Here is a 21420-nt window from a genome sequence, read left to right as displayed (position 1 = left end):
ACATGGCATGTGACCACAACACCGACACCCACCGCTGAGCGCCACGACGGCGCCCGGCCAGGACAGGGGGAACCATGAGCCACCTCATCGCCGTCGCCTACCCCGACGTCAACACCGCCATGACGGTCCGGGACCAGCTGTTCCAGCTGCAGAAGGAAAAGCTGATCACGATGGAGGACGCCGTCGTCGTCGAGCGGAAAGCGGACGGCAAGATCAAGCTCCACCAGGCCACCAGCATGGTCGGCATGGGCGCGGCCGGCGGCGCGCTGTGGGGCGGGCTGATCGGCATGCTGTTCTTCATGCCGCTGCTCGGCATGGCACTCGGCGCGGCGGCCGGCGCGGCGGGCGGCGCCGCCACCGACGTCGGCGTCGACGACAACTTCATGCGCCAGCTGGCCGACAAGCTGGAGCCGGGGACGGCCGCGCTCTTCGTCCTGGTCGTCCAGAGCACTCCCGACAAGGTGATCCCCCGGATCGCGCCGCACGGCGGGCACATCATCCAGACCTCGCTGAGCCAGGAACAGGAGACGAACCTGCGCGAAGCGGTCCAGGCCGCCGGCATGCGCAGTTAGCTCACGGCGCCCCCGGACCGGCGCCTGCCACGACCCGGACAGCGACATGAGGAAGCGCTATCCCGCCATCAGCGACCACGGGTTGATCGGCGACCTGCAGACGGCGGCCCTGGTGACCTCGGACGGCACCGTCGACTGGTTCTGCTGTCCGCGGTTCGACTCGCCCAGCGTGTTCGCCTCGCTGCTCGACCACGACCGCGGCGGGTACTTCCGCATCGGCCCCGACCACGACGACTACGTCAGCAGGCAGCTCTACCTGCCCGACACCGCCATCCTCATCACCCGCTTCATGAGCGACGAGGGGGTCGGTGAGGTGCTGGACTTCATGCCGGTCGCCGAGCGGGAGACCGCGTGCCACCGGCTGGTCCGGATCGTCCGCACCGTCCGCGGCCGGATGCGCTTCACGGTGGAGGCGCAGCCGCGCTTCGACTACGGGCGCCGCGACCACGAGCTGGAGCTCTCGCCCGAGGGCGCCGTCTTCCACGCCGGTGGGGACCTGGGCCTCACCCTTCACCTGACCGGCTCCGCCGTACCCGAGAGAGCCGACCGTGGCGTACGGCTGGCGGTCGAGCTGCGGGCGGGCGAGGTCGACGGGGTGGTGATGGAGTCCGGCGGCGTCGCCGCCCGGCATGTCGCCATCGCGGAACTGTGGGCGCTGTATGAGGAGACGATCCGCTTCTGGCGGGCGTGGCTGGGCCGATCGTCCTACACCGGGCGCTGGCGTGAGGCCGTGTCGCGGTCGGCGATGGCGTTGAAGCTCATGACGTACGCGCCGACCGGCGCCATCGTGGCGGCGCCCACCGCCGGCCTGCCCGAGCAGGTGGGCGCCGAGCGCAACTGGGACTACCGCTACACCTGGATCCGCGACGCCTCGTTCAGCATCCGCGCGCTGCTCGGACTGGGCTACACCCACGAGGTCGGGCGCTATGCGGCCTGGCTGCGCGACCGCGTCGAGGAGAAGGCGGGCCATGCGTCCGGTCCGCTGAAGATCATGTATCGCGTGGACGGCTCCTCCGACCTGACCGAGGAGACGCTGGACCACTTCGAGGGCTATCGCGGCTCCCGGCCGGTCCGCGTCGGCAACGGCGCCGCCGACCAGTTGCAGCTGGACATCTACGGCGAGCTCCTGGACGCCGCGTATGTCGCCGACAGCCACGGCCTCCAGCCCGCGCACGTGGGCTGGACGCGGCTGCTCCAGGGGCTGGAGTGGCTGTGCGAGAACTGGGACCAGGCCGAGGAGGGCATCTGGGAGACCCGCGGCGGGCGCCAGGACTTCACCTACGGCCGGCTCATGTCCTGGGTCGCCTTCGACCGGGCGATCCGGATCGCCCGGCACTCGGGCCGGCCCACCGACCACCAGCGGCTCCAGGCCGAGCGCGACCGCATCTACTGGCAGATCATGGAACGGGGCTGGAACCCGCAGCGGCGGGCGTTCGTCCAGCACTACGGCAGCGACGTGCTCGACGCCTCCCTGCTGCTCATGCCGATGATGGGCTTCGTCTCCCCCCAGGACCCGCAGTGGCTGTCCACGCTGGAGGCGATGGACCGCGAGCTGGTCTCGGACAGCCTCGTCTACCGCTACAACCCCAGCGCCTCGCCCGACGGCCTGCGCGGCAGCGAGGGCACCTTCTCCCTGTGCACCTTCTGGTACGTCGACGCCCTCGCCCGCTCCGGCCGGCTGGAGGACGCCCGGATCACCTTCGAGAAGATGCTCACCTACGCCAGCCCCCTGGGGCTGTACGCCGAGGAGATCGGGCTGACCGGCGAGCAGCTGGGGAACTTCCCGCAGGCCTTCAGCCACCTGGCCCTGATCAACGCCGCCGTCGGCCTCAACCGGCACCTCGACGAGGCCGCGAAGCGCGGCGGGCTGGTGCCCTGACCGGAAACGATCACGGTTGGACTTCGGGCGCTCGGCATGGTGGCGAGCCGAGGCCGGGTCAGGCGTCGCTCGGGCCCGGTCGCCAGCCGATGCTCTGGGCCCACGTGTCGGCGTGCCGCACGATGTCCCAGACGAGGGGCTCCTTGGCGGCGATGTACCGCTGCCGGTCGTCGCGGAACTGTCGCGCACACCGCCGCTTCGCCTGCGCGAACTCGGCCGCGGCGGCGGGGTGGGCGCGCAGGTAGTCGCGGAACAGCAGGGGCAGCTGCTGGGAGAAGCTGCCGAGCTCGCGCACGTGGATGTGGGTGCGGCGGCTCCCTGGCGCCTCCCGGAAGTAGCGCTTGGTCAGCTCCGGGCTGTCCGCCCGATACACCAGGCCCAGGCGCTCCAGCCGAGCCTTGTATGCCTCCAACGGCTCCAGGGAGCCTACCGAGATCTGGATGTCGATGACCGGTTTGGCGGCCAGACCGGGCACCGACGTCGAGCCGATGTGATCGATCCGTGGCGCGATGGGACCGAGCACCTCGCGCAACCTTGCCCCGATGGCAGCGAACTCCTCCGGCCAGGCCGGGTCATAGTCCACGATCTCGACTGGATCCCCCATGCCATGATTGTCCACGATGTCGGGCTATATCCCGGGCAGGCGCAGGGTTTGAGTGATCGTCATAGACGGGGGCCGTGGTGGGCTCTCCTCCGGCGGTCATGGTGCATGCTCCTCCGCCGAGAACATCGACCTGGCCAGGGCCAGGACCCCTCGGTCGCCGAGTGCGGCGCCGTGGGCCAGCGCCTCGGCGTAGCGTTCCTCGCCCAGCGTGTCCCGCAGCCGGTCCCTGGCCCGGTCCAGCCGCGCCACGTCCGGCCCGTAGACCGGACCGGCCGTGGCGGACACGTCGTGCGCGCCGAGGATCGCCGCGGCGGCCCACGGGTCGGGCGTGCCGGCCGCGGCGACGGCTTGGGCGAGCAGGCGCAGGGTCATCCACTGCTGGTGCCACACGCCGGCGCGGGCCCAGTGGTCGAGCAGGCCGGGAACCAGCGCGAGCGCCTCGTTGAGCGACCCGTGGCGGACGTGGAGGGCCAGGGCGGACAGCCGCGAGATGCCCGTCAGCAGGTCGGAGCCCACCGGGGCGGCGGCCGCGGCCGCGCGGCTGAGGCAGGCCAGCGCCTCCGCCGGATCGCTGCCCTGCAGCGCCTCGCCGAGCACGAACTCGCCCCAGGCCACCATGGAGGGCGCGCCCCACTCGTGCATGCGCCGCAGGAACCGGCGCGCCAGTGCCTCGGCCTCGGGATCGCCTCGGTAGGCGTGCGCCAGCACTTCCACGACCACGCACTGGTCGGCCCAGCCGTGCAGCCCGTCGGCGGCGAACGCCTCCCGCGTCAGCCTGCTGAGGCGGACGCACTCCTCCAGCCGTCCCTCGAACAGCTCCAGCTGGCCGGCCACGTGCAGCGCGTGGCCCACGCTGCCCCGCCCGCGCCGGCCGTGCTCGACCAGTTCGGCCGCCCGCGCCCGGTCGCCGCGCTGCCAGGCGCCGTAGGCGGCCTGCGCGCAGGTGGCGGCGAAGTCCTCGAAGGCCGCGGCGAAGTCCGCGGTCACCGCGGCCTCGGCCCAGCGGTACAGCTCGGACCTGGACCGATGGATCACGAACTCGGTCAGCGGCGCGCTCAGGGCCAGCAGGTTCTCGGTGTCGCCGGCCTGGCGCAGGAAGCCGTGTGCGGCGCGCAGCTCGGCCAGGTTGGCGTCGATCGCGCGCCTGCCCTGCGGCTCCTCGGGCCCCCACAGCAGGCGGTCGGCCCGCCGTACCACCTCGATGTAGTGGCGGGCGTGACGCTCCCTGCCGAGCCTGGCCGAATCGGGCGCGAGCCGCTGCGCGCCGTACTCCCGCACGGTCTCCAGCAGCCGGTAGCGGGTGGCGCCGCCGTCGCGCCCGACGACCACCAGCGACTTGTCGACCAGGCCGCCGAGCAGGGCGTCGAGCCGTTCGGCGCGCACCTGGCCGCCCGCGCACACGGCGCGCGCGGCCACCCGGTCGAAGGTCCCCGCGAAGACCGACAGCCGTTCCAGCAGAGCCCGCTCGGCGGGAGCCAGGAGCCGGTAGGACCAGTCCACGACGCTCCACATGTCCCGGTGCCGGCCGGAGGCTCCGCGGCGCGGGTTGGACAGGAACGCCGCTCCCTCCCGCTCCAGCTGCTGCCGGATCTCCTCGACGCCCAGCGACCGGGTGCGCGCGGCGGCCAGCTCGATGGCCAGCGGCAGGCCGTCGAGACGGCGGCAGATGGCGGCCACCGCCTCGCGCACGCCCGGCTCCGCGGTGAGCTGGACGTCGTGGGCGCGTGCCCGGTCCAGGAAGAGCTCGACCGCGGCGGGCGTGCCCTCCTCCGCATCGGTCGCCAGGGGCCGCACCGTGAACAGATGCTCTCCGTCGACGCCCAGCGGCTCGCGGCCGGTGGCCATGGCGTGGACGGCCGGGCCGCTACGGGCCAGCAGCTCGGCGGTCCGCGCGGCCTCCTCCGCCACGTGCTCGCAGTTGTCCAGCACGACCAGGCACCTGCGGTCGGCGAGGAACTCGCCCAGCCGGGCCGCCAGCGGGACGCCGGAGCGTTCGGCGACGCCGAGGACCGACGCGACCGCCTGCACCACGTCCGAGTCGATCACCGACAGGTCGCACCACCAGATCCCGTCGGGGAACCCGTCCGCCAGGCCGGGCAGGGCGTGCAGGGCCAGCCGGGTCTTGCCCACGCCACCCGCCCCGACGAGCGTCACCAGACGGTGCTCGCGGACCAGCCGGTCCAGCCTTCGCAGGGCCGCCTCCCGGCCGACCAGCCGGGACAGCGGCACGGCGGGCAGGTCCGCCGGGCGGTGGGCGGGGCGCCGCTCGGGGATCGCCTGGGTGAGGATGTCGTACTGCAGGGCACGCAACGCCGGGGTGGGATCCAGGCCGAGCTCGTCGGCGATCCTGGCGCGGTAGTCCTCGAAGACCGCGAGCGCCTCGCTCTGCCTGCCGGCCTGGTAGAGCGCGGTCATCAGCAGCTCCAGCGCGCGCTCGCGCAGCGGGTGCGCGGCGGCGAACGCCGACAGCTCGGCGGTCGCGGTCTTCAGGTCCCCGGCGGCGATCAGCACGGCCGCCCGGTCCTCGACCGTGGCCAGCCGTAGCTCCTCCAGGCGGGTGGCCGTGAGCTGCACCGCCGGGTGGTCGGCGATCTCCTCCAGCGCACGGCCACGCCACAGGGCCAGCGCCCTGCCGTACACCTCGGCGCGTTCGGCCGCGGGCACCGACCCGGCCTGGCGGAGCAGCGACTCGAACCGCCAGGCGTCGATGTCGGAGGGGTCCACGATCAACCGGTAGCCGCGTTGCTCGGGGACGATCCGCGCGCCGTTCCCGGCCTGGCGCAGGATCTCCCGCAGCCGCGACACCTGGGTGTGGAGGGCGGCGGCGGGGTGCCGCGGCTGGTCGTCTCCCCACAGCACGTCGCTCAGCACGTCGGCGGAGGCCCAGTGGCTTTCCTGCGCGAGCAGGCAGGCCAGCAGCACGCGCCGCCGGGACCGGGCCAGCGCCGCCGCCGGGACGCCCTCGACCTCCAGCGGCCCGAGGACGCGGAAGCCGGGCACGTCGGGTGCTGCCATGCGAACCATGATGGTACGGCGCGGCCGCCCGGTCAGGGTCTGGCCTCGAGCACCAGGTTGAAGTCCGTCTCCAGCGCGGTCCTGACCCTGCCGAAGCCCGCCAGGCGCAGCATCTCGGCCAGCGCGTCCGGACCGGCCTGGGCGCCGAGCGCCGCCCCGTCCTGCGCGAGCGAGTTGGGCACGCACACCATGGTCGAGGCGGTGTAGTACGACAGCGCCACCAGGCTGCCGATGCTGTCCTCCAGCCGGTCGCGGGCGAACGGCTCGACCACCATCACGGCGCCGCCGGGCGCCAGCGACGCACGGGCCCGGGCCGCCGCGCCCAGCGGGTCGCCCATGTCGTGCAGGGCGTCGAAGAAGCAGATCAGGTCCCATGACCCGGCCGGGTAGGAGTGGGCGTCGGCGACCAGGAACTCCACCCGGTCCGCCACCCCCGCCCGCTTCGCCGCCTCCCGTGCCGCGGCGATGGACTCCTCGTGGTAGTCCACGCCCATGAAGTGCGACTGCGGGTAGGTCTGGGCCATCAGGACGGTGGAACCACCGTGGCCGCAGCCCACATCCAGCACGTGGGCACCCTCGCGCAGCCGGTCCGCCACGCCGTCCAGGGCGGGCAGCCACTGGCCGACCAGGGCCGTGCGGTACAGCGGCTCGAAGAACCGCGCCACCCCGCTGAACAGCCGCGGGTCGTGCTCGTGCCAGCCGACGCCGCGGCCGGTGCGGAAGTCCTCGGCGATCCGGTCGGCCGCCAGCCAGAAGGCGGCCGCGCACTCCAGGCCGCCGCCCTGATAGGCCGGGGAGTCCGGATCCGCCAGGACCGCGGCGTGCTCGTCGGGCAGCTCGAAGGTGCCGCGGCCGGGGTCGTAGATCACGTGCCCGGCGACGGCCTGCGCCGCGAGCCATTCGCGCAGATGACGCTCCGACAGTCCGGTGCGCGCCGCCAGCTCGCCGCTGTCCAGCGGGCCCGCTCCCGCCATCGCCCGCCAGATGTCCAGCTTGTCGCCCAGGTAGCTGAGCAGGACGGCGCTGGCGCCCGCGCGTTTGAGCGCGATGTCGCCGGCGAACCGCTTGACCCGTTCCAGATCCATGACACTGCCTTTCCTCGGTGGGGTCTGTCACCGGCAGTTTCGGGAACGGACCTTTCATCTGCCTGTCGTTCAGTTGCCGAGATACCGCAGGACGGCCGGCACCCTGCGCCAGGTGGCGCAGCACCTCCATCTCGCGCGGGCTCAGCCTGCTCAGCGGGTCGGTGTGCGTGGTGCGGGCGAGCAGCTGGCGGACCACCTCCGGGTCGAACACCGTGCCCCCGGCACGCACCCGCTCCAGCGACTCGAGGAAGTCGGCCACCTCCGAGACCCGATCCTTGAGCAGGTATCCCAGCCCCTCGGCCGGACCGGCGAGAAGCGTGGCCGCATAGGTCTTCTCCACGTACTGGGACAGCACGAGCACTCCGACGTCCGGATGGCGGTCGCGGATCTCCAGCGCCGCCCGCAGACCCTCGCTGGTGTGGGTCGGCGGCATACGCACGTCGATCACGGCCACGTCGGGCCGATGCCGTTCGACGGCCTCCAGCAGCGATTCCACCCCCGTTATCGGATCTGTGGACTTCATCGGCACGTCGATGCGGGGTGGAAGGAATTCCTTTCCGCTTCGGTGAGGGCGAGATCGCCCGCGCCGCCGTGCCTGGATCGGTGACGGTCAAGACGCCCGCCGAAGGTGAGGCCACAGCTGAGCAGGCGCCGCCCAGGATGCTTCGAGCCTGCGCTCTTCGGCCAGGTGGCGGGCCAGTTCCTCCAGGGTCCGGCCGCACCGGACGTTGGACAGGCCGCGCTGTTTGCCGTGATCCGGCAGCAGGGCGCGGCGTACGGCGTACCAGCCGCATCCGGCCCCATCGGAGATGATCCACTGATGGCCGTACTCGTTTTCCACCTCACCCAGGCGCGCGCTCACAGTGGCGCCGCCCCGGGCCCCAGCGTGGCGCGCGTCAGCTCCGGCAGGAGTTCCGCCGGCTCCGGATCACGGGCGCGGACCTGGCGATAGTGAACGCTGATCCGCTCGGCCGCGGCAACGGGAGAGAACGCGAAGGTGCACAATGCGCGCCCGCTTCGGCTCAGGTGCGGCACCGTCCACCAGATGATCTCCCCATCGGTGCGGGCGACCAGGCCGCGCCAGAGCGACACGGCCACCCGCCGATCGCTGAGGGGGCAGACGTAGCTGGGCACATTGTGCCGGGCCAGCTCCACCCGCAGCCGTTCGGCCATCTGCCACGCGCTCACGCGAGCACCACCCCCGCAGCAGGCACGCGGCCGATCGGCTGTCGCACCTGTGTTCCTGCTTGGAGCGCCCTGCCGATGCCTGGGGAGATCCACATCACGCGCCATCGCGCTACCTTTCCCGCACGCAATTAGAGGTGGCTCTATAGAACTAGGATGGAGAAGTGGTGTCAATAGAGCTAGCTCTATATGTCTACGGCGGGTGTGCAAGGAAAATCGCTACCCTTGCCCCGGGTACGCGAGTGGGGAGAGCAGCATGGCCATCGGCTATCGCGAGCTGGCCGACGTCCTTCGCGCGGGCATCCAGCGGGGCGACTACCCGCCAGGCAACACCTTGCCCAAGCAGGACCAGCTTGCCGAGGAGCACGGCGTCAACATCAAGACCGTCCGTCAAGCCATCGGACTTCTCGAAGCCGAAGGACTGGTGACACCCGTCCGCCGTCGGGGAACCGTCGTACGCCAACGCCCACCGATGAGACGTCTTGGGGTAGAGCGCTACGCCAAGAGCAAGTGGAAGTTCGGCCTCGTGGCCTTCGCCGCCGATCGCGAAGCGTCCGAGCGAGCATGGAAGCTCACCGACCAGACGCAAACGGTTCGCCGGATACCAGCAGACGCGGAGATCGCCGAAGCCTACGGCATACCGGAAGGTTCACCCGTCTACGAACGCGCCCGGCTCGTGAAGGAGGGCGACTCACCAACGCACATGCTCAACAGCTACTACCGTCCCCAGGACGTCGAAGGAACACCCCTGGTTGACCCGGCCCCAGGGCCGGCGGGACATGGCGGAGGTTTCGCCGTACTCACCGCTCAGGGCCTCGAACCGGACAGCATCACCGAGACGATCTATGCGCGCATGCCGACACCCAGCGAGGCGAAGACACTCCAGCTTCCCATCGGGGAGCCTGTCATGGTTCTGCAGCGACGCACCTTCACTCGGGACGGACGCCTGGTCGAGTTCGCCCGAGGCATTCATGCCGCCTCTCGCTTTGCATGGTCTTACACGTTCAGCATCCCCGATTGAGGGCGGAACCACGCCATGAGAGCCCGAACCGTGCTATCCGGCACACTCCGCGCCGACGTTGAGACGCTATGGAACTACCACGACATGCACCATGTCGTACGGCCGGCCGACGTCGGCATCGGACTGGGCAGCCACGATGCGGGAGTGGCGACCTGCGCCGCGGACCTCTATCTGCGCGGAATGTTCCCGCTGATCGTCTTCACCGGCGCCAACGCCCCGACCACGGTCAACGAATTCCCCCGCGGCGAAGCGGTCCACTACCGGGAGCACGCCATCCACCGCGGGGTCCCGGCCGAGGCGATCCTCATCGAACCGACCGCGACGAACACCGGCGAGAACATCAGCCGAACGCGCGACCTTCTCTCCAAAGAAGGCCTCGAGATCCGCTCAGCCGTCATCATCTCCAGGCCCTACCAGCAACGACGCGCCTACGCAACCTGCAAGAAGCTCTGGCCGGAGATCGACATCACGTGTGCATCGCTTTCGATGTCACTTGATGACTACCTAGAGAAGATCGGACCCGACCGGGTCATCAACATGCTCGTCGGCGACACTCAGCGGATCATGGAATACCCAAAGCTTGGCTTCGCCGTCGAGCAACCGGTTCCCGCCGATGTCCAATCCTCCTACGAGCGATTGGTTCAGGCCGGATACACAAGCCGCCTGATCTGATCACGAATGGCCGAGGGCGGAGGCGCCGCCGGGCCAGCCATCATGGAGGCGAACCTCCGACTTCGATGGCGGGAGACCGTACCACCCACCTCACCCCGCCCTGGAGTCGCGATCGTCGCCGGTTCCGGACATCGCCACATCGGACCCTGTCGTGACACCATGTCGGGATGCATGTCGGCCGGCCTGTCGTGCGCGCCTTGCGAGCCATGGTGTTCGCCGCGGCGTGCGTGCTGGTGTCGGCCGCCCTGCACGCGCTGGCCGGCGGTGGGGTGGTGCCGCCGCACACCCTGGCCGCGGCCATGGCGCTCGCCTGGATCGCCGCCTATCTGGCCGGCGGCCGGCAAAGGGGCATGAGCACGCTGCTGGGAGCGTGTTTCGCGGCGCAGTACGGCATGCACCACCTGTTCGCGGCGGGCGCCGGGGTCGCGGCGCCGCAGGTGGCCGGGCACGACCACGGCGGCGGGCTGGGCATGCTCCTGGTTCACGCGGCGGCCGCGGCCGGGTCCGCCTGGTGGCTGGAGCGGGGCGACTCCGCCCTGGCCACCATGCTGCGCCTGGCGGTCACGTCGCTGGGCAGGCTCTGGACCGGGCTGCTGATCCTCGCGGGCGCGCTCGTCGACGCCGGCTTCCCCGGCCGCGCCCCGGTGTCCCACGGCGCCGAGCGGCGGCGCGTCGTGCTGTTCGCCGCGGTGGTCTCCCGGCGGGGACCGCCCGTTCCCCTCTCCGTTCGCTGACCGGGCCCTCACCCTCACGAGCCGTGCCCGGCTCTTTCCGTGCGCGCCGGACCGCGCACGGCTGAACCCCCATCCGGGACGCCGCGTACCTGTCGATGTGCGCGTCGCCCATGAACGGAGAGCCTGCTGATGACATCCACCGACGTGCGCCCTGTCGCCGGCGCCGAACAGCGGTCCCCCGGGCGGGCCACCTGGACCGCGCTGAAGCCCTTGATCCTGCGCCTGCACTTCTACGCCGGCATCCTCATCGCCCCCTTCCTCCTCGTCGCCGCGGCGACTGGACTGCTGTACGCGGCGTCCTTCCAGATCGAGCAGGTGGTCTACCGGGACCAGCTGACCGTGCCGGCCGGCCAGACCCACCTGCCGCTGGGCCGGCAGGTCGCCGCCGCCCGGGCGGCCCGTCCCGACGGCACGGTCAAGGCGGTACGGCCGGCGGCCGAGCCCGGCGTGACCACCCAGGTGTTGATGGACGTGCCGGGCCTGCCGGAAAGCACCCGGCTCGCGGTCTTCGTCAACCCCTACACCGGCCAGGTGCGCGGCCAGCTGGAGAGCTACGGCGGCTCCGGAGCGCTGCCGGTGCGGGCGTGGATCTCCACCCTGCACCGCAACCTGCACCTGGGCGAGCCGGGCCGGCTCTACAGCGAGCTGGCGGCCAGCTGGCTGTGGGTGGTCGCGCTCGGCGGGTTGCTCCTGTGGATCACCAGGCGCCGCAGGACCCGCCGCCTCCTCGGGCTCGTCGTTCCCGGCCGCTCCGCCGGGCCGCGGCGTAGCCTGCCCTGGCACGGCTCCATCGGCCTGTGGGCGGTGACCGGCCTGCTCTTCCTGTCAGCCACCGGGCTGACGTGGTCCAAGTACGCCGGCGAGAACGTCGACGAGCTGCGTGCCGCGCTCGGCTGGACGACGCCTGCGATCAGCGCCTCCTCGGGCGACCACGGGGCCCACTCCGGTGGCCACTCCGAGGCCGACGTGGCCGAGGCCGACGTGGACGGCATCGCCCGGGCCGCGGCGGGCAGAGGCCTGTCGGGACCGCTGGAGATCGTCTGGCCGGGCCGTCCCGGCGATCCATACGTCGTCAAGGAGATCGACAAGACCGCGCCCCAGCGGCTGGACCAGGTGGCCGTGGACGGCGCCACCGGCCAGGTCGTCGCGGAGCTGCGCTTCGCCGACTACCCGCTGGCCGCCAAGCTCGCCCGCTGGGGCATCGACGGGCACATGGGCCTGCTGTTCGGCCTGGCCAACCAGATCCTGCTGGCCACGCTGGCCGTCGGCGTGATCGCGCTCATCGTGCTGGGCTACCGCATGTGGTGGCAGCGCCGCCCGACCCGGGGGTTCGGCAGGCCGTACCCGCGCGGAGGATGGCGCGGGGTGCACTGGGCCGTCCTGGCGCCTCTCGTGCTGCTCGCCGTGGTCGTCGGCTGGTTCCTGCCCTTGATGGGGATCTCGCTGGCCGCCTTCCTGGTGGTCGACGTCGTGCTCGGGCTCCGCTCCCGGACGGCGCGGGCAGGTGATCGAATCCCGGGGTGAGGCCGGAGTACGTGACCATGTGCGGGGCCGTTCCCGGCCAGTGCGGGAGACTGGGGCGGTGTCCATCGAGAACGGGCCTCCCGCGTGGAGCACCTCCATCGTCGTGCTGACGCTGGCGCGGCGGGTCGAGGCGGAGCTGAACGCCGCGCTGGCGCCGCTGGAGTTGACCGTCGGCAAGCTCGGGCTGCTCGGTCACATCGCCGGCGTGCCCGGAGTCTCCTTCAGCGACCTGGCGCGCATGTCGGGAACCAGCGTCCAGACCGTGCACTCCGCGGTGAAGGGGCTGGTGAAAGCCGGGCTGGTGCGCGATCGCACCGCGCGGGCCGGATCGGCCTCGACGATCGAGGTCACCGCCAAGGGCGCCCGCCTCCTCCAGGCCGCCAAGGAGGTGGTGGCGCAGGTCGACGCCCGGCTCTTCGGCCCCGGGGCGGACCCGGTCCAGCAGCGCGTGGGCCGGGCCCTGTACGCGGCGTTCCACGACGAAGGCGGCTGACCTGGGGTTACGTGCGATCTCCCGACCCGACCTTCAGGGTGACTGAAGCTGACGCTAGGCTTCAGGAACCCTGAAGGTTGGAGGAGATCCCATGGACCATGTCCTGCTGGCGGTGCACGTCCTCGGCAGCATCGTGTTCGTCGGCGGCTCGGCCGTCGCGACGAGCCTGTTCCCCCGCTACGCGCCGGTCGTCCCCTCGCCGGGCTCGGGTGACCGGAACCCGGCCGTGGCCGCCGCCCTGCACCGCATCACCGGCGGGTACGCGGTGCTCGGCCTCATCGTCCCGGCGGCCGGGATCGCGCTGGCGACCGTCCAGGGCCGGATGGGCGAGATCTGGATCACCGTGTCGATGGTCCTCACCGGCGTCGCGGGCCTGCTGCTGGCCACGCAGATCCATCCTCGCCAGAGGCGGGCGCTCGCCGCCCCGGACGACGGCCGGGGGCTGCGGACGCTGTCCATGCTCGCCGGCGTCTACAACCTGGTGTGGGCGACCGTCGTGGTCCTCATGATCGTCCGCCCGGGCTCGGGGGCGGGAGCGTGACGGCGACGCGCGTCCTGCGAACGGCGGGCGCCGTCGAGGCGATCTCCCTCGCGATCCTGCTCGCCAACCTGCTCACGGTCCACGCCAGGACGATCACGAGCGTCGCCGGCCCGCTGCACGGCATGGCCTACCTGACCGTCGTCGCCGCCGCGTCGATGGCGCAGGGCGCGACCGGCGTGCTCTGGCGCGCCCTCGTCCCGGGCGTCGGCGGCCTGCTCGCCCTGCGTCACCTCGGCGCGACGCGGAAGGGATGATGACTGCCCCGCGACTCTCCACGGAAGGACCTGCCAGCGCTCCACCAGGGGAAGACCGGGGCCGCGTGCGTCTCAGGGCTCGCAGTACGGATTGCTCAACGGGACGTTGCCGTAGAAGCCGAAGCCCGTGATCGCCGAGTAGGGATTGACGCGGGCCACGAGGCAGCCGCCGCGCTTGACGGCCGCCCTGATGTTGGCGATCCCCGACGAACCGGCGTGCGCCAGCGCCAGTTCCTTGCAGGCCTCCGCAGCCCTGTCGGCGAACCCGCACAGGCCCGCTATGGCCTTGGCCGGGTCGAACCCGAGGTAGTCGATCGAGCGGTTCATGGCCGCCGTCGCGCTCTTGCTGTAGTAGATCGAGCACGTCACGATGCCGCAGTTGACCCGTACTCGGGCGCCGGCCGCCTGGCTCGGCTGGGCCGGCGCCAGCGCCAGGACCGCGGCCAGGAGCGCCATCGTAGCGAGGAACCGTGTGGCCAGTGATCTGACGGTGCGAAGGTTCATGATCATGCGGCGGGCCTGTCCGACTGCGTCTGCCCGGCCCGTTTCCCCGCTTCGGGCATTCGCACGTAACGCCAGCCTCCGAGCCGGTCTCCGGAGGTTCTACGGAAAATTACTCACCTCGCCGTCCGGCGCCGCCGGTCGTCTCCTCGGTCCAACAGTCTCCAGCGATATAGGCTAGCTATATTCACCATAGCAAGCCTATATTCGGACGAGGGGACGCATGGATCCAGGGTCTCCGGCCGGCACCGGCCGGCCGTACCGGTCGCCGCGCCGTTCCCAGGCGGCGTCGGACACGCGCGCGGCGATTCTCGCCGCGGCGACGCGCCTGTTCGTGGAGCGCGGCTACGGCCGGGTCACCGTCAACGACATCGCGCAGGAGGCCTCGGTCGCCGTGCCCACCGTATACGCCAGCGCGGGAGGCAAGTCGGCCATCCTGGCGACCATCGTGGAGGAGGCCATCCGGGACCCGATCGTCGACACGACACTGGCCGGGATCAGGCGGAGCACCACACCGTCCGAGGTCGTCGAGCTCACCGCGCACGGCACCCGCACGGACAACGAGCGCTACCACGACCTCATCCAGGTCGTGTTCACCGCCGCGACCCTGGACGAGACCGCCGCCGCCACGAAGGCGCGGTCCGACCGCATCTACGTCGAGACGCTGGCGCACACCGCCGACCGGCTCCACGAGCTGGGAGCTCTCAAGCGCGGCCTGCCGGTGGAGCGGGCGACCGACATCCTGTGGTTCCTGTTCGGCCACCGGTCGTGGCAGCTGCTGGTGACCGAGCGCGGCTGGTCGTGGGACGACGCCGAGCGCTGGCTGACCGAGCAGGCGCTCGCGGCGCTGTTGGAGCCGGACGGGACGGGCGGTTAGGAGCAACGGTGGACCATCCATCGCAAGGCCGGACTCCGCGCCCGCGCGAAGGAGCTCCCGCGGCCGGGCGGACGCGGGAGGCGGTTGCCCCGTTCGAGCTGCGTCCCCGTGACGAGAACGGCCACGCCGGGCGGATCAGGACCGTCGACTTCGGCGTGGTCACCTTCGTCGACATCGCCGCTCCCGGCAGCGAGGCGGTGCGCGACCGCGCGTTGATCCGCCGGTCGGGTCCGCGGGTGTGCAGCATCCACGTGCAGATCCGCGGGCACCCGGTGGTGGAGCAGGGCGACCGGCAGATCCAGGTGCGCCCCGGCGATCTGGCCTTCGTCGACCTGTCGCGTCCGACCCGCGTGGCCGGCGCGGCGCATCACCAGGTGTCGCTCGTCTTCCCGTGCGCGCTGCTGCCCTTCGCCGGCGGGGGCGCGGACCTGTCCGGCGTCGTGGTGTCGGGCCGGGACGGCGCCGGCGCGCTGCTGTACGCCATGGTGCGCCAGGTCGCCGAGGACCCCACCCGGTTCGGCGCCGCCGCGGCCGGGGTGGGCTCCGCGCTGCTCGACCTGACCCTCGCCGCGTTCGCGCCCGCGTCCACGCCGCCCGCCGCCGCACCGCCGCAGCCGCGCCGGCACAGCCTGCTGTTGCGCATCCGGGCGTACGTGGAGGAGAACCTGAAGGATCCGGCCCTGTCGCCCAGGACGATCGCGAACGCGCACCACGTGTCCCTGCGCTACCTCCACCGGCTGTTCGAGGACCAGCCCACGACCCTCGCCGGGCTCATCCGCACCCGCCGGCTGGAGCGGTGCCGCCTGGACCTGGCCGACCCGGTCCTGGCCGAGGTCCCGGTCCACGCGATCGGGTCGCGGTGGGGTTTCACGGATCCCGCCCGGTTCAGCACGGCTTTCCGGCAGGCGTACGGCTTGCCGCCGGGCGCTTATCGGCTCAAATGCGCCGAGGAACAAGCCGGAGAGCAAGCCGAGGAACAGGCCGAGGAGCAAGCAGGGAAGCAACAGGCGGGCATCGAGCGGCGTCAAGGCCCACGCCGAGCCTGACGGCGGCCCGCGGCGCACAGTGCGCGCCCGGTTTCGAGCCGCCGTGGCGGCAGGGGCGTGCAGCGGCCCTCACGGCAGGTGGTCGGGCGGCGGTTCGGGGATGTCGTCCTCGGACACCACCATGGAGAAGGCGTTGAGTGCCGCGGCCAGCTGTGTCTCCTCGTAGGCGAGATGCTCGTCGAGCTCGCCGGCCAGGCGGTCGATGGCCGCGAGCACGGAGGAGGCGCGGAACGGGTCCGCCGTGCCGTCGGCGATCGCCTGCTCGATCTCGGCCAGATGCCCGGCGATGACCTCGTGGTCGGCCCTGAGCTTCTCGATCACCTGGGCCAGCCGGGCGGTGTCGTCCCCGCCGTGCTGCAGCAGCATGGGGAACATCACCTCGTCCTCCACGGAGTGGTGCCCGTGCACGAAGTCGCAGAAGGACGCGCAGAATTTCCGCAGTGTCCAGTCGGGCCGGCGGACGGCGAGTTCCCGCAACGCGGCCGCGGCCGTCTCGTCGTCGCCGCCGGCGACCGCGGCGCCCACACTTCTCAGCAAGGCCATGTCCCCGCGCAGGGCATCGTGGAGTTTGATCAACCTGGTCAGCGCCCAGCCCTGCGGGCCGGCCGGAGGGGATGCGTGCTCGGTCATGCCTGTCCTTCCATCATGCCTGCGGTCGTGACGAGCATGGCCAACGCATGGCGAGGTGTCCTTGACGGTGAGTGCACGATGCCTGTCGACGCGCGCACGCTCGCCGGAGCGGTTCGCGTGCGCTGACGGCCAAGCACCGTGCACCCGAGGCAAAGACGGCGTCCGGGCCGGGCGGCGAGCATGGGGAAATGCTCAACGCCAAGAAGGAAGGCGGCTACTCCGTCGATCACCACAGCGGCGTCGCTGGGACGGGCGTGGCGGCTCGGGTGCCGTCATGACCGTCAAGTCGTGCCGGCCTCGCCGATGGACCGGGGCGCTCGCCGCCGCGTCGGTGGCCGTGGCCGGCTGTGCCGTACCTCTGGCCTCGCCCCCGTCGCCCCCGGCGTCCGCGTCGTCTCCCCAGCCGCCGGGCACCCCGCAGGCTCCCGTCACGCGGCCGGGCGCGTCCGATGCGACGCCCCGGCAGCCGGCGATGGTCAAGGAGGGCTGGTTCGGGTTCGGCAGCCACGCGCGGCTGGAGATCCAGCACGTGGAACGACATCCGGACAAGTCGGTTCTGCGGTTCTTCGTCACGTCTCTGGCCGAGCAGGCCACCGTTCCCAGCTTCGGCGTGGCCGGGGTGGCCGGCCGGGCCAACCTGCACTTCATGCTGGTCGATCCGGTGGGCCGCAAGCTGTACTACCCCCTGTACGACGACACCGAGACGACCGTGGGCAGCCAGGCGTCCGCCTCCGAGCCCGGCGTGCGCTACGAGGCGGTGCTCCACTTCCCGCCGGTGCCCGCGCACGTCACGACCCTCACCGTGGTCAGTCCCGGCACGGCCGGGGAGTTCACCGGGGTTCCGGTGGCCGACGCGCCCCCGGGAACCACGCCCGGCCCGCTGGGCACGCCCGCCTGGCCCGTCTTCCAGCCGCAGGGGCAGCCCCGGGGCGAGGTGCACGATCTGTACGACGTCGTCGAGGACCCCGAGTCCACCACCGTCACCGGCAGCTCGGACAAGACGATCGCCCTGCGCACCGACGTCCTGTTCGCCTTCGACTCCGACCGGCTCACCGCCAAGGCCAAGGCCGAGCTGGACGACCTGGCCGGCGCCATGCGGCAGGAGGCCGCCTCGCCCGTCCACATCGAGGGGCACACCGACGGCAAGGGCAGCCACGACTACAACGCCGATCTGTCCCTGCGGCGCGCGCGAGCCGTACACGCCCAGCTCCAGGCCCGTCTGGGAACCGGCCACCAGTATCAGACGGAGGGCAAGGGCGAGACCGAGCCGGTGGCCAAGGAGGGCGGAGCCGACGACGCCCAAGCCCGCCGGCGCAACCGCAGGGTCGAGATCTCCTACCGGCTCAGGCAGCCGGGCGGCACGCCCGCGCCCACGGAGTACGGCCGGGCCGCGCGCTTCAGGGAGCGGGACGGCGAGACCGTGGCCAGCCGTGAAGCGGACTTCGCCGACAACCGCCGCCGGATCGACGTCAAGCCGTTCTACCGCGACGGCCGCTACCTGGTCGCCGTCTTCGACATCACCAACCTCGGGCCGTCCCACGTCAGCTGGATGTTCGCCTATCCCGGCGCGACGGGCGGCACGTTCGGCTCCTTCGGCGTGCTGGATCCGGCCACCGGCCGCCTCTACCGGGGCGTCCGCGTCGGGCCGGACAAGGCCAACGACTACGAGGACGCCTTCGTCGATCCCGGCCGCGCCCATTTCCGCCTCGAACCCGGCACCACCAACAGGGGATTCATGTACGTGCCCGCACCGCCCGCGAACGTCACCAGCGTCACCTTCGACGCCGGAGAATTCGGCCGCATTCCCGGAATTCCCATCCGCGATTGAGTGACGGCCGCCGACCCGCCGCCGGATTCGCCGGCGGCGGGATTCAGTGCTGCCCACGATTTTTTTCTTCACGCGATATCGAAGGCGACAGAGAACGCTAAGTGAGTATTTTTCCGCGGAGCAGGCGAAAGCGGTTTTCGAGAATGGCGACACGTGCGAATGCCCGACGGCGGGAGAGCGGGCCGGGCAAACGCAGCCGGACGAACAGGCCCGCCGCCTTCATCATGAACATGCACCTCGCCAAGACCGCTATCACCGGGCTCGCCATGACAGGCGCGCTGCTCGGCACGACCCACGTGGCGTCCGCCCAGACGCCGGCCGCCACCGCGCCGCTCGTGGCGCTCGGCAACACGAAGAACGACTGCCCCATTGTGGCCTCGGCCTTCGTCTGGGGCGGACGCCTCTGGGCGCGTACCACCGTGACCTGCAACAAGAGGCACTCGATCCGCATCGATGCGACCCTGTTCAAGAAAGGGTGGCTGCGGAACTACAACCTGGCCCAGCAGCACAAGACGCTGTACAACTTCAAAGGCACCACATACGTCCAGGCGTCCGTGCCGTGCAACTCGGTCAGCGGCAAGAGAATCTACTGGGGTAAGGCCACGCTCCTCGACGTCCGGCTGCTGGGCTTCCCCATCGAGGTCTTCGATCGGCCCACCGGGGTTATTCGGGGCTGTTAGAGCCTGACCTCGTCGCCGAGCTCCCGGTGCGCGACGCCCGCACCGGGAGACCCCTCTCCAGAGCCGAGGGGTCATCGCTCAGGACGAGCTCGGCGTTCCCTGATGGAAGTAAATCAGCCAGCCCCGCTCCGTGTGCCGCCAGATGGAGCTTCGCCGCGCCCGCCGGCCATTGCCGTCGGAGACGTACGTCAAATGAACGACGCCGGGGGCGAGGAGCCTGCCCGCCATGTCGCCGACGGCAATGGGCGCCGCATCCGGATCGGCGTCCTGAGTGACGGCCGCGATGATGGACGACCGGTCCCACAGGCGCCCCGACGCTCCGATCTCGGTGAACTCGGGATCCAGAAGCTCTCCCATGAGCTCCGCCGAGGACCGGACCGCCGGGTCGAGGAGGCGCATCTCCCGATTGATCGCCTCCCGAACCGGATCATCTTGCTTGTCTACCATGCCAGGGAATTTAGCGGACATCCAGATCAAGGCAGGCGATAAGGTAGGCGCCCGTGACAGACACCCGCACCCCGCCGCCCTTGACCGGAGACGAGCGGACCGTGCTCACCAACTGGCTCGAATGGCACCGCGCCACCCTCGCCGTCAAATGCGCCGGCCTGTCGGACGAGCAGCTGCGCACGCGGTCCGCCCCGCCGTCGAGCCTGTCCCTGCTCGGCCTGGTCAGGCACATGGCGCACGTCGAGCGCTCCTGGTTCCGCCGGGTGCTGAACGGCGAGGACGTCCACAAGCTCTGGGGCAAGGACCGCGACAACGACGCCGACTTCAACGAGGTCGACACCGCCTCGGTCGAGGAGGCGTTCGCCACGTGGCGGGAGGAGATCGAGCGGGCCCGCGCCATCTCGGCCGCCAAGCCCCTCGACGCCGTGGGCGACCGCAACGGCCAGGACTGCACGCACCGCTGGATCCTCGTCCACATGATCGAGGAGTACGCCCGCCACAACGGCCACGCCGACCTGCTGCGCGAACGTATCGACGGCGTCACCGGCGAGTAGCCGCCGCGCGGACGAACCCGTTGACCACTAGGGGCAGACCGGCGTCCAGGCCCGCGACGTTCAGGACGCCGGGGTCGCGCGGGTCGCCGATCGAGTAGCCGACCGGGGTCATCGCGGCGACCACGACGCGGGTGTCCGGGTTGACCGTACGGCGGTAGGCCGCCAGCGCCTGGGCCGGGTGAGCGCGACCCGCCCAGGTCTCGCTGTCGGTGAACACCACGATGCCGTCGACGTCCAGGCCCTCACGCTGCGCCCAGGTGAACGGCAGCGCCAGGTCGGTGCCGCCGCCGGAGGGCCGCCAGGCCGCGATCTCGCGCATGTTGGTGCGCGGGGTCACCTTCGAGGGGTGGACGGCGGTGTCGACGTCGATGACGTGGACGTTGCCGCGCTCGATGCGCGCGAGCATGACGGCCATGGCGCAGCCGACCTCGTAGGCGGTGCCGAGCCGCGAGCCGCCGGAGTAGACGGTCGCGTACGCCATGGAGCCGCTGGAGTCGACGGCCACCAGCAGCCGCCTCCCCGTGGGCTCGACCGCGCCGAAGGACAGCTCGTAGGCCTCCTCGAGCGCGTCGAGGACGGCCGGGACCGGGGTCCAGGCCTGGGCCTCGGCGCGCGGGTTGGGCTGGGAGCGGCCCGAGCCGTACACGCGCAGCGCGAGCCAGGCGTCCATCGGGTGGATCCTGGCACGCAGGATCGCCTCCCGGTCGGTGAGCCGGGCGACCGCGCGGCGGGTCGCGTCGGCCATCGGCCTGAGGGTGCCGATCCGGGTCATGCGCGCGAGGTTGCGCAGGAGCGCGGTCATGCCGACCGTGTCGACGAGCGCGTCCCACACCTGCGGCTCGCGCAGCATCGCGTCGGGCAGGAACTCCCACGGCACCCGCCGCTCGGTCACCACGCGGACCGCCTCGTCGGCGTTGGTGACCGCCTTGGCCGTCAGGAAGGCGTCCACCGACGGCAGTTGCTCGCGCGCCTGCTCGTCGGCGACGTTGCCGGCGATCCACCCGAGCAGCGTCTTGCGCTGCTCGGTGTCGGCGACCGGGTGGGCGATGCGCAGCACGTCCCGCAGGCTGAAGTCCTCGCCCTGCGGGGTCTTGCGCCGCATCGCCTTGCACGCCTTGAACGCCACACTGTCGGCGTCACCGGCCAGGAACCACGAGCCGAGCGCGGTGCGCAGCGAGCGGCCCACGCGCGGGGCCGTGCCGCGGGACGTGGGCTTGCCGCCCAGGTTCTTGTATTGACGTGCTCCCCGGCATGAATGCCGGGGATTCAGCCTGTGCC

General features: G+C 71.6%; 23 protein-coding genes. 14 read left to right on the top strand and 9 right to left on the bottom strand.

The annotated features are described in order from the left end of the window. Window positions 1-74 precede the first annotated feature (74 nt). Entirely contained in the window at window positions 75-572 is a 498-nt protein-coding gene (locus BSB02_RS30785) for a DUF1269 domain-containing protein (protein ID WP_084964271.1), read from the top strand. A 46-nt stretch (window positions 573-618) separates the two neighbouring features. Then, on the top strand, window positions 619-2451 hold the full coding sequence (locus tag BSB02_RS30780) for a glycoside hydrolase family 15 protein (RefSeq protein WP_084964270.1): 1833 nt from the start codon (window positions 619-621) through the stop codon (window positions 2449-2451). Between the two features lie 58 nt (window positions 2452-2509). On the opposite strand, the gene BSB02_RS30775 is transcribed toward BSB02_RS30780, so the two are convergent. The 5 genes from BSB02_RS30775 to BSB02_RS30750 all read right to left on the bottom strand — a co-directional run bounded on the left by BSB02_RS30775 (window position 2510) and on the right by BSB02_RS30750 (window position 8343). After that, the gene (locus BSB02_RS30775) at window positions 2510-3055 is read right to left on the bottom strand and encodes a GrpB family protein (RefSeq protein ID WP_084964268.1); all 546 of its coding nucleotides are present in this window, start codon (window positions 3053-3055) and stop codon (window positions 2510-2512) included. Window positions 3056-3151: 96 nt separating this feature from the next. Continuing rightward, window positions 3152-6070 carry an AfsR/SARP family transcriptional regulator gene (locus BSB02_RS41670; protein WP_158088772.1) on the bottom strand — a complete coding sequence of 973 codons (2919 nt, stop codon included), beginning with the start codon at window positions 6068-6070 and terminating at the stop codon, window positions 3152-3154. Window positions 6071-6102: 32 nt separating this feature from the next. Then, window positions 6103-7155 carry a class I SAM-dependent methyltransferase gene (locus BSB02_RS30760; protein WP_084964264.1) on the bottom strand — a complete coding sequence of 351 codons (1053 nt, stop codon included), beginning with the start codon at window positions 7153-7155 and terminating at the stop codon, window positions 6103-6105. Between the two features lie 610 nt (window positions 7156-7765). Then, window positions 7766-8017, bottom strand: a complete 252-nt coding sequence (locus BSB02_RS40020; RefSeq protein ID WP_143591353.1) for a hypothetical protein — start codon at window positions 8015-8017, stop codon at window positions 7766-7768. After that, window positions 8014-8343, bottom strand: coding sequence for a hypothetical protein (locus BSB02_RS30750; RefSeq protein WP_143591351.1), 330 nt, complete (start codon window positions 8341-8343; stop codon window positions 8014-8016). The genes BSB02_RS40020 and BSB02_RS30750 overlap by 4 nt, the downstream gene beginning before the upstream one ends. A gap of 253 nt (window positions 8344-8596) precedes the next feature. On the opposite strand from BSB02_RS30750, the gene BSB02_RS30745 reads away from it, so the two are divergent. The 7 genes from BSB02_RS30745 (at window position 8597) to BSB02_RS30715 (ending at window position 13579) form a co-directional block, all read left to right on the top strand. After that, the gene (locus tag BSB02_RS30745; RefSeq protein ID WP_084964260.1) at window positions 8597-9361 is read left to right on the top strand and encodes a GntR family transcriptional regulator; all 765 of its coding nucleotides are present in this window, start codon (window positions 8597-8599) and stop codon (window positions 9359-9361) included. 15 nt (window positions 9362-9376) lie between these two features. After that, window positions 9377-10033, top strand: a complete 657-nt coding sequence (locus BSB02_RS30740; protein ID WP_084964258.1) for a YdcF family protein — start codon at window positions 9377-9379, stop codon at window positions 10031-10033. Between the two features lie 167 nt (window positions 10034-10200). Further along, window positions 10201-10767, top strand: a complete 567-nt coding sequence (locus BSB02_RS30735) for a hypothetical protein (RefSeq protein ID WP_143591348.1) — start codon at window positions 10201-10203, stop codon at window positions 10765-10767. 129 nt (window positions 10768-10896) lie between these two features. After that, window positions 10897-12291 (top strand): PepSY-associated TM helix domain-containing protein, encoded by a 1395-nt coding sequence (locus BSB02_RS30730; protein ID WP_084964254.1) that lies wholly within the window; start codon window positions 10897-10899, stop codon window positions 12289-12291. Between the two features lie 58 nt (window positions 12292-12349). Then, on the top strand, window positions 12350-12784 hold the full coding sequence (locus BSB02_RS30725; protein ID WP_084964252.1) for a MarR family winged helix-turn-helix transcriptional regulator: 435 nt from the start codon (window positions 12350-12352) through the stop codon (window positions 12782-12784). A gap of 91 nt (window positions 12785-12875) precedes the next feature. After that, window positions 12876-13325 (top strand): hypothetical protein, encoded by a 450-nt coding sequence (locus BSB02_RS30720; protein ID WP_084964250.1) that lies wholly within the window; start codon window positions 12876-12878, stop codon window positions 13323-13325. Continuing rightward, window positions 13322-13579, top strand: coding sequence for a hypothetical protein (locus tag BSB02_RS30715; protein ID WP_084964248.1), 258 nt, complete (start codon window positions 13322-13324; stop codon window positions 13577-13579). Before BSB02_RS30720 ends, BSB02_RS30715 begins: the two co-directional genes overlap by 4 nt. Before the next feature lie 72 nt (window positions 13580-13651). Here the strand turns inward: BSB02_RS30715 and BSB02_RS30710 are convergent, their stop codons facing one another. Continuing rightward, window positions 13652-14089 carry a hypothetical protein gene (locus tag BSB02_RS30710; RefSeq protein ID WP_084964247.1) on the bottom strand — a complete coding sequence of 146 codons (438 nt, stop codon included), beginning with the start codon at window positions 14087-14089 and terminating at the stop codon, window positions 13652-13654. A 214-nt stretch (window positions 14090-14303) separates the two neighbouring features. Between BSB02_RS30710 and BSB02_RS30705 the strand changes: the two genes are divergently transcribed. Continuing rightward, window positions 14304-14957: a TetR/AcrR family transcriptional regulator gene (locus tag BSB02_RS30705; protein ID WP_084964245.1), complete on the top strand. Its 654-nt coding sequence runs from the start codon at window positions 14304-14306 to the stop codon at window positions 14955-14957. A gap of 8 nt (window positions 14958-14965) precedes the next feature. Then, a complete protein-coding gene (locus BSB02_RS30700; RefSeq protein WP_143591346.1) occupies window positions 14966-16003 on the top strand; it encodes an AraC-like ligand-binding domain-containing protein in 1038 nt (345 codons plus the stop codon). Between the two features lie 69 nt (window positions 16004-16072). On the opposite strand, the gene BSB02_RS30695 is transcribed toward BSB02_RS30700, so the two are convergent. Then, complete coding sequence (locus BSB02_RS30695; protein ID WP_084964241.1) at window positions 16073-16633, bottom strand: hemerythrin domain-containing protein; 561 nt, start codon at window positions 16631-16633, stop codon at window positions 16073-16075. Between the two features lie 274 nt (window positions 16634-16907). On the opposite strand from BSB02_RS30695, the gene BSB02_RS30690 reads away from it, so the two are divergent. Continuing rightward, complete coding sequence (locus BSB02_RS30690) at window positions 16908-18461, top strand: OmpA family protein (RefSeq protein ID WP_084964239.1); 1554 nt, start codon at window positions 16908-16910, stop codon at window positions 18459-18461. A gap of 230 nt (window positions 18462-18691) precedes the next feature. Beyond that, the gene (locus BSB02_RS30685) at window positions 18692-19141 is read left to right on the top strand and encodes a hypothetical protein (protein WP_143591344.1); all 450 of its coding nucleotides are present in this window, start codon (window positions 18692-18694) and stop codon (window positions 19139-19141) included. A gap of 78 nt (window positions 19142-19219) precedes the next feature. On the opposite strand, the gene BSB02_RS30680 is transcribed toward BSB02_RS30685, so the two are convergent. Further along, the gene (locus tag BSB02_RS30680; RefSeq protein ID WP_143591342.1) at window positions 19220-19588 is read right to left on the bottom strand and encodes a nuclear transport factor 2 family protein; all 369 of its coding nucleotides are present in this window, start codon (window positions 19586-19588) and stop codon (window positions 19220-19222) included. 53 nt (window positions 19589-19641) lie between these two features. Between BSB02_RS30680 and BSB02_RS30675 the strand changes: the two genes are divergently transcribed. Beyond that, window positions 19642-20142 carry a DinB family protein gene (locus BSB02_RS30675; protein ID WP_084964235.1) on the top strand — a complete coding sequence of 167 codons (501 nt, stop codon included), beginning with the start codon at window positions 19642-19644 and terminating at the stop codon, window positions 20140-20142. On the opposite strand, the gene BSB02_RS30670 is transcribed toward BSB02_RS30675, so the two are convergent. Beyond that, window positions 20129-21420: TROVE domain-containing protein (locus BSB02_RS30670; RefSeq protein ID WP_206184977.1), on the bottom strand; the 1292-nt coding region annotated here is incomplete at its 5' end. The genes BSB02_RS30675 and BSB02_RS30670 overlap by 14 nt on opposite strands.

The organism is Thermoactinospora rubra, assembly GCF_002093975.1.
Classification (GTDB): domain Bacteria; phylum Actinomycetota; class Actinomycetes; order Streptosporangiales; family Streptosporangiaceae; genus Nonomuraea; species Nonomuraea rubra_A.
This window is presented reverse-complemented; position numbering and strand designations above follow the sequence as displayed.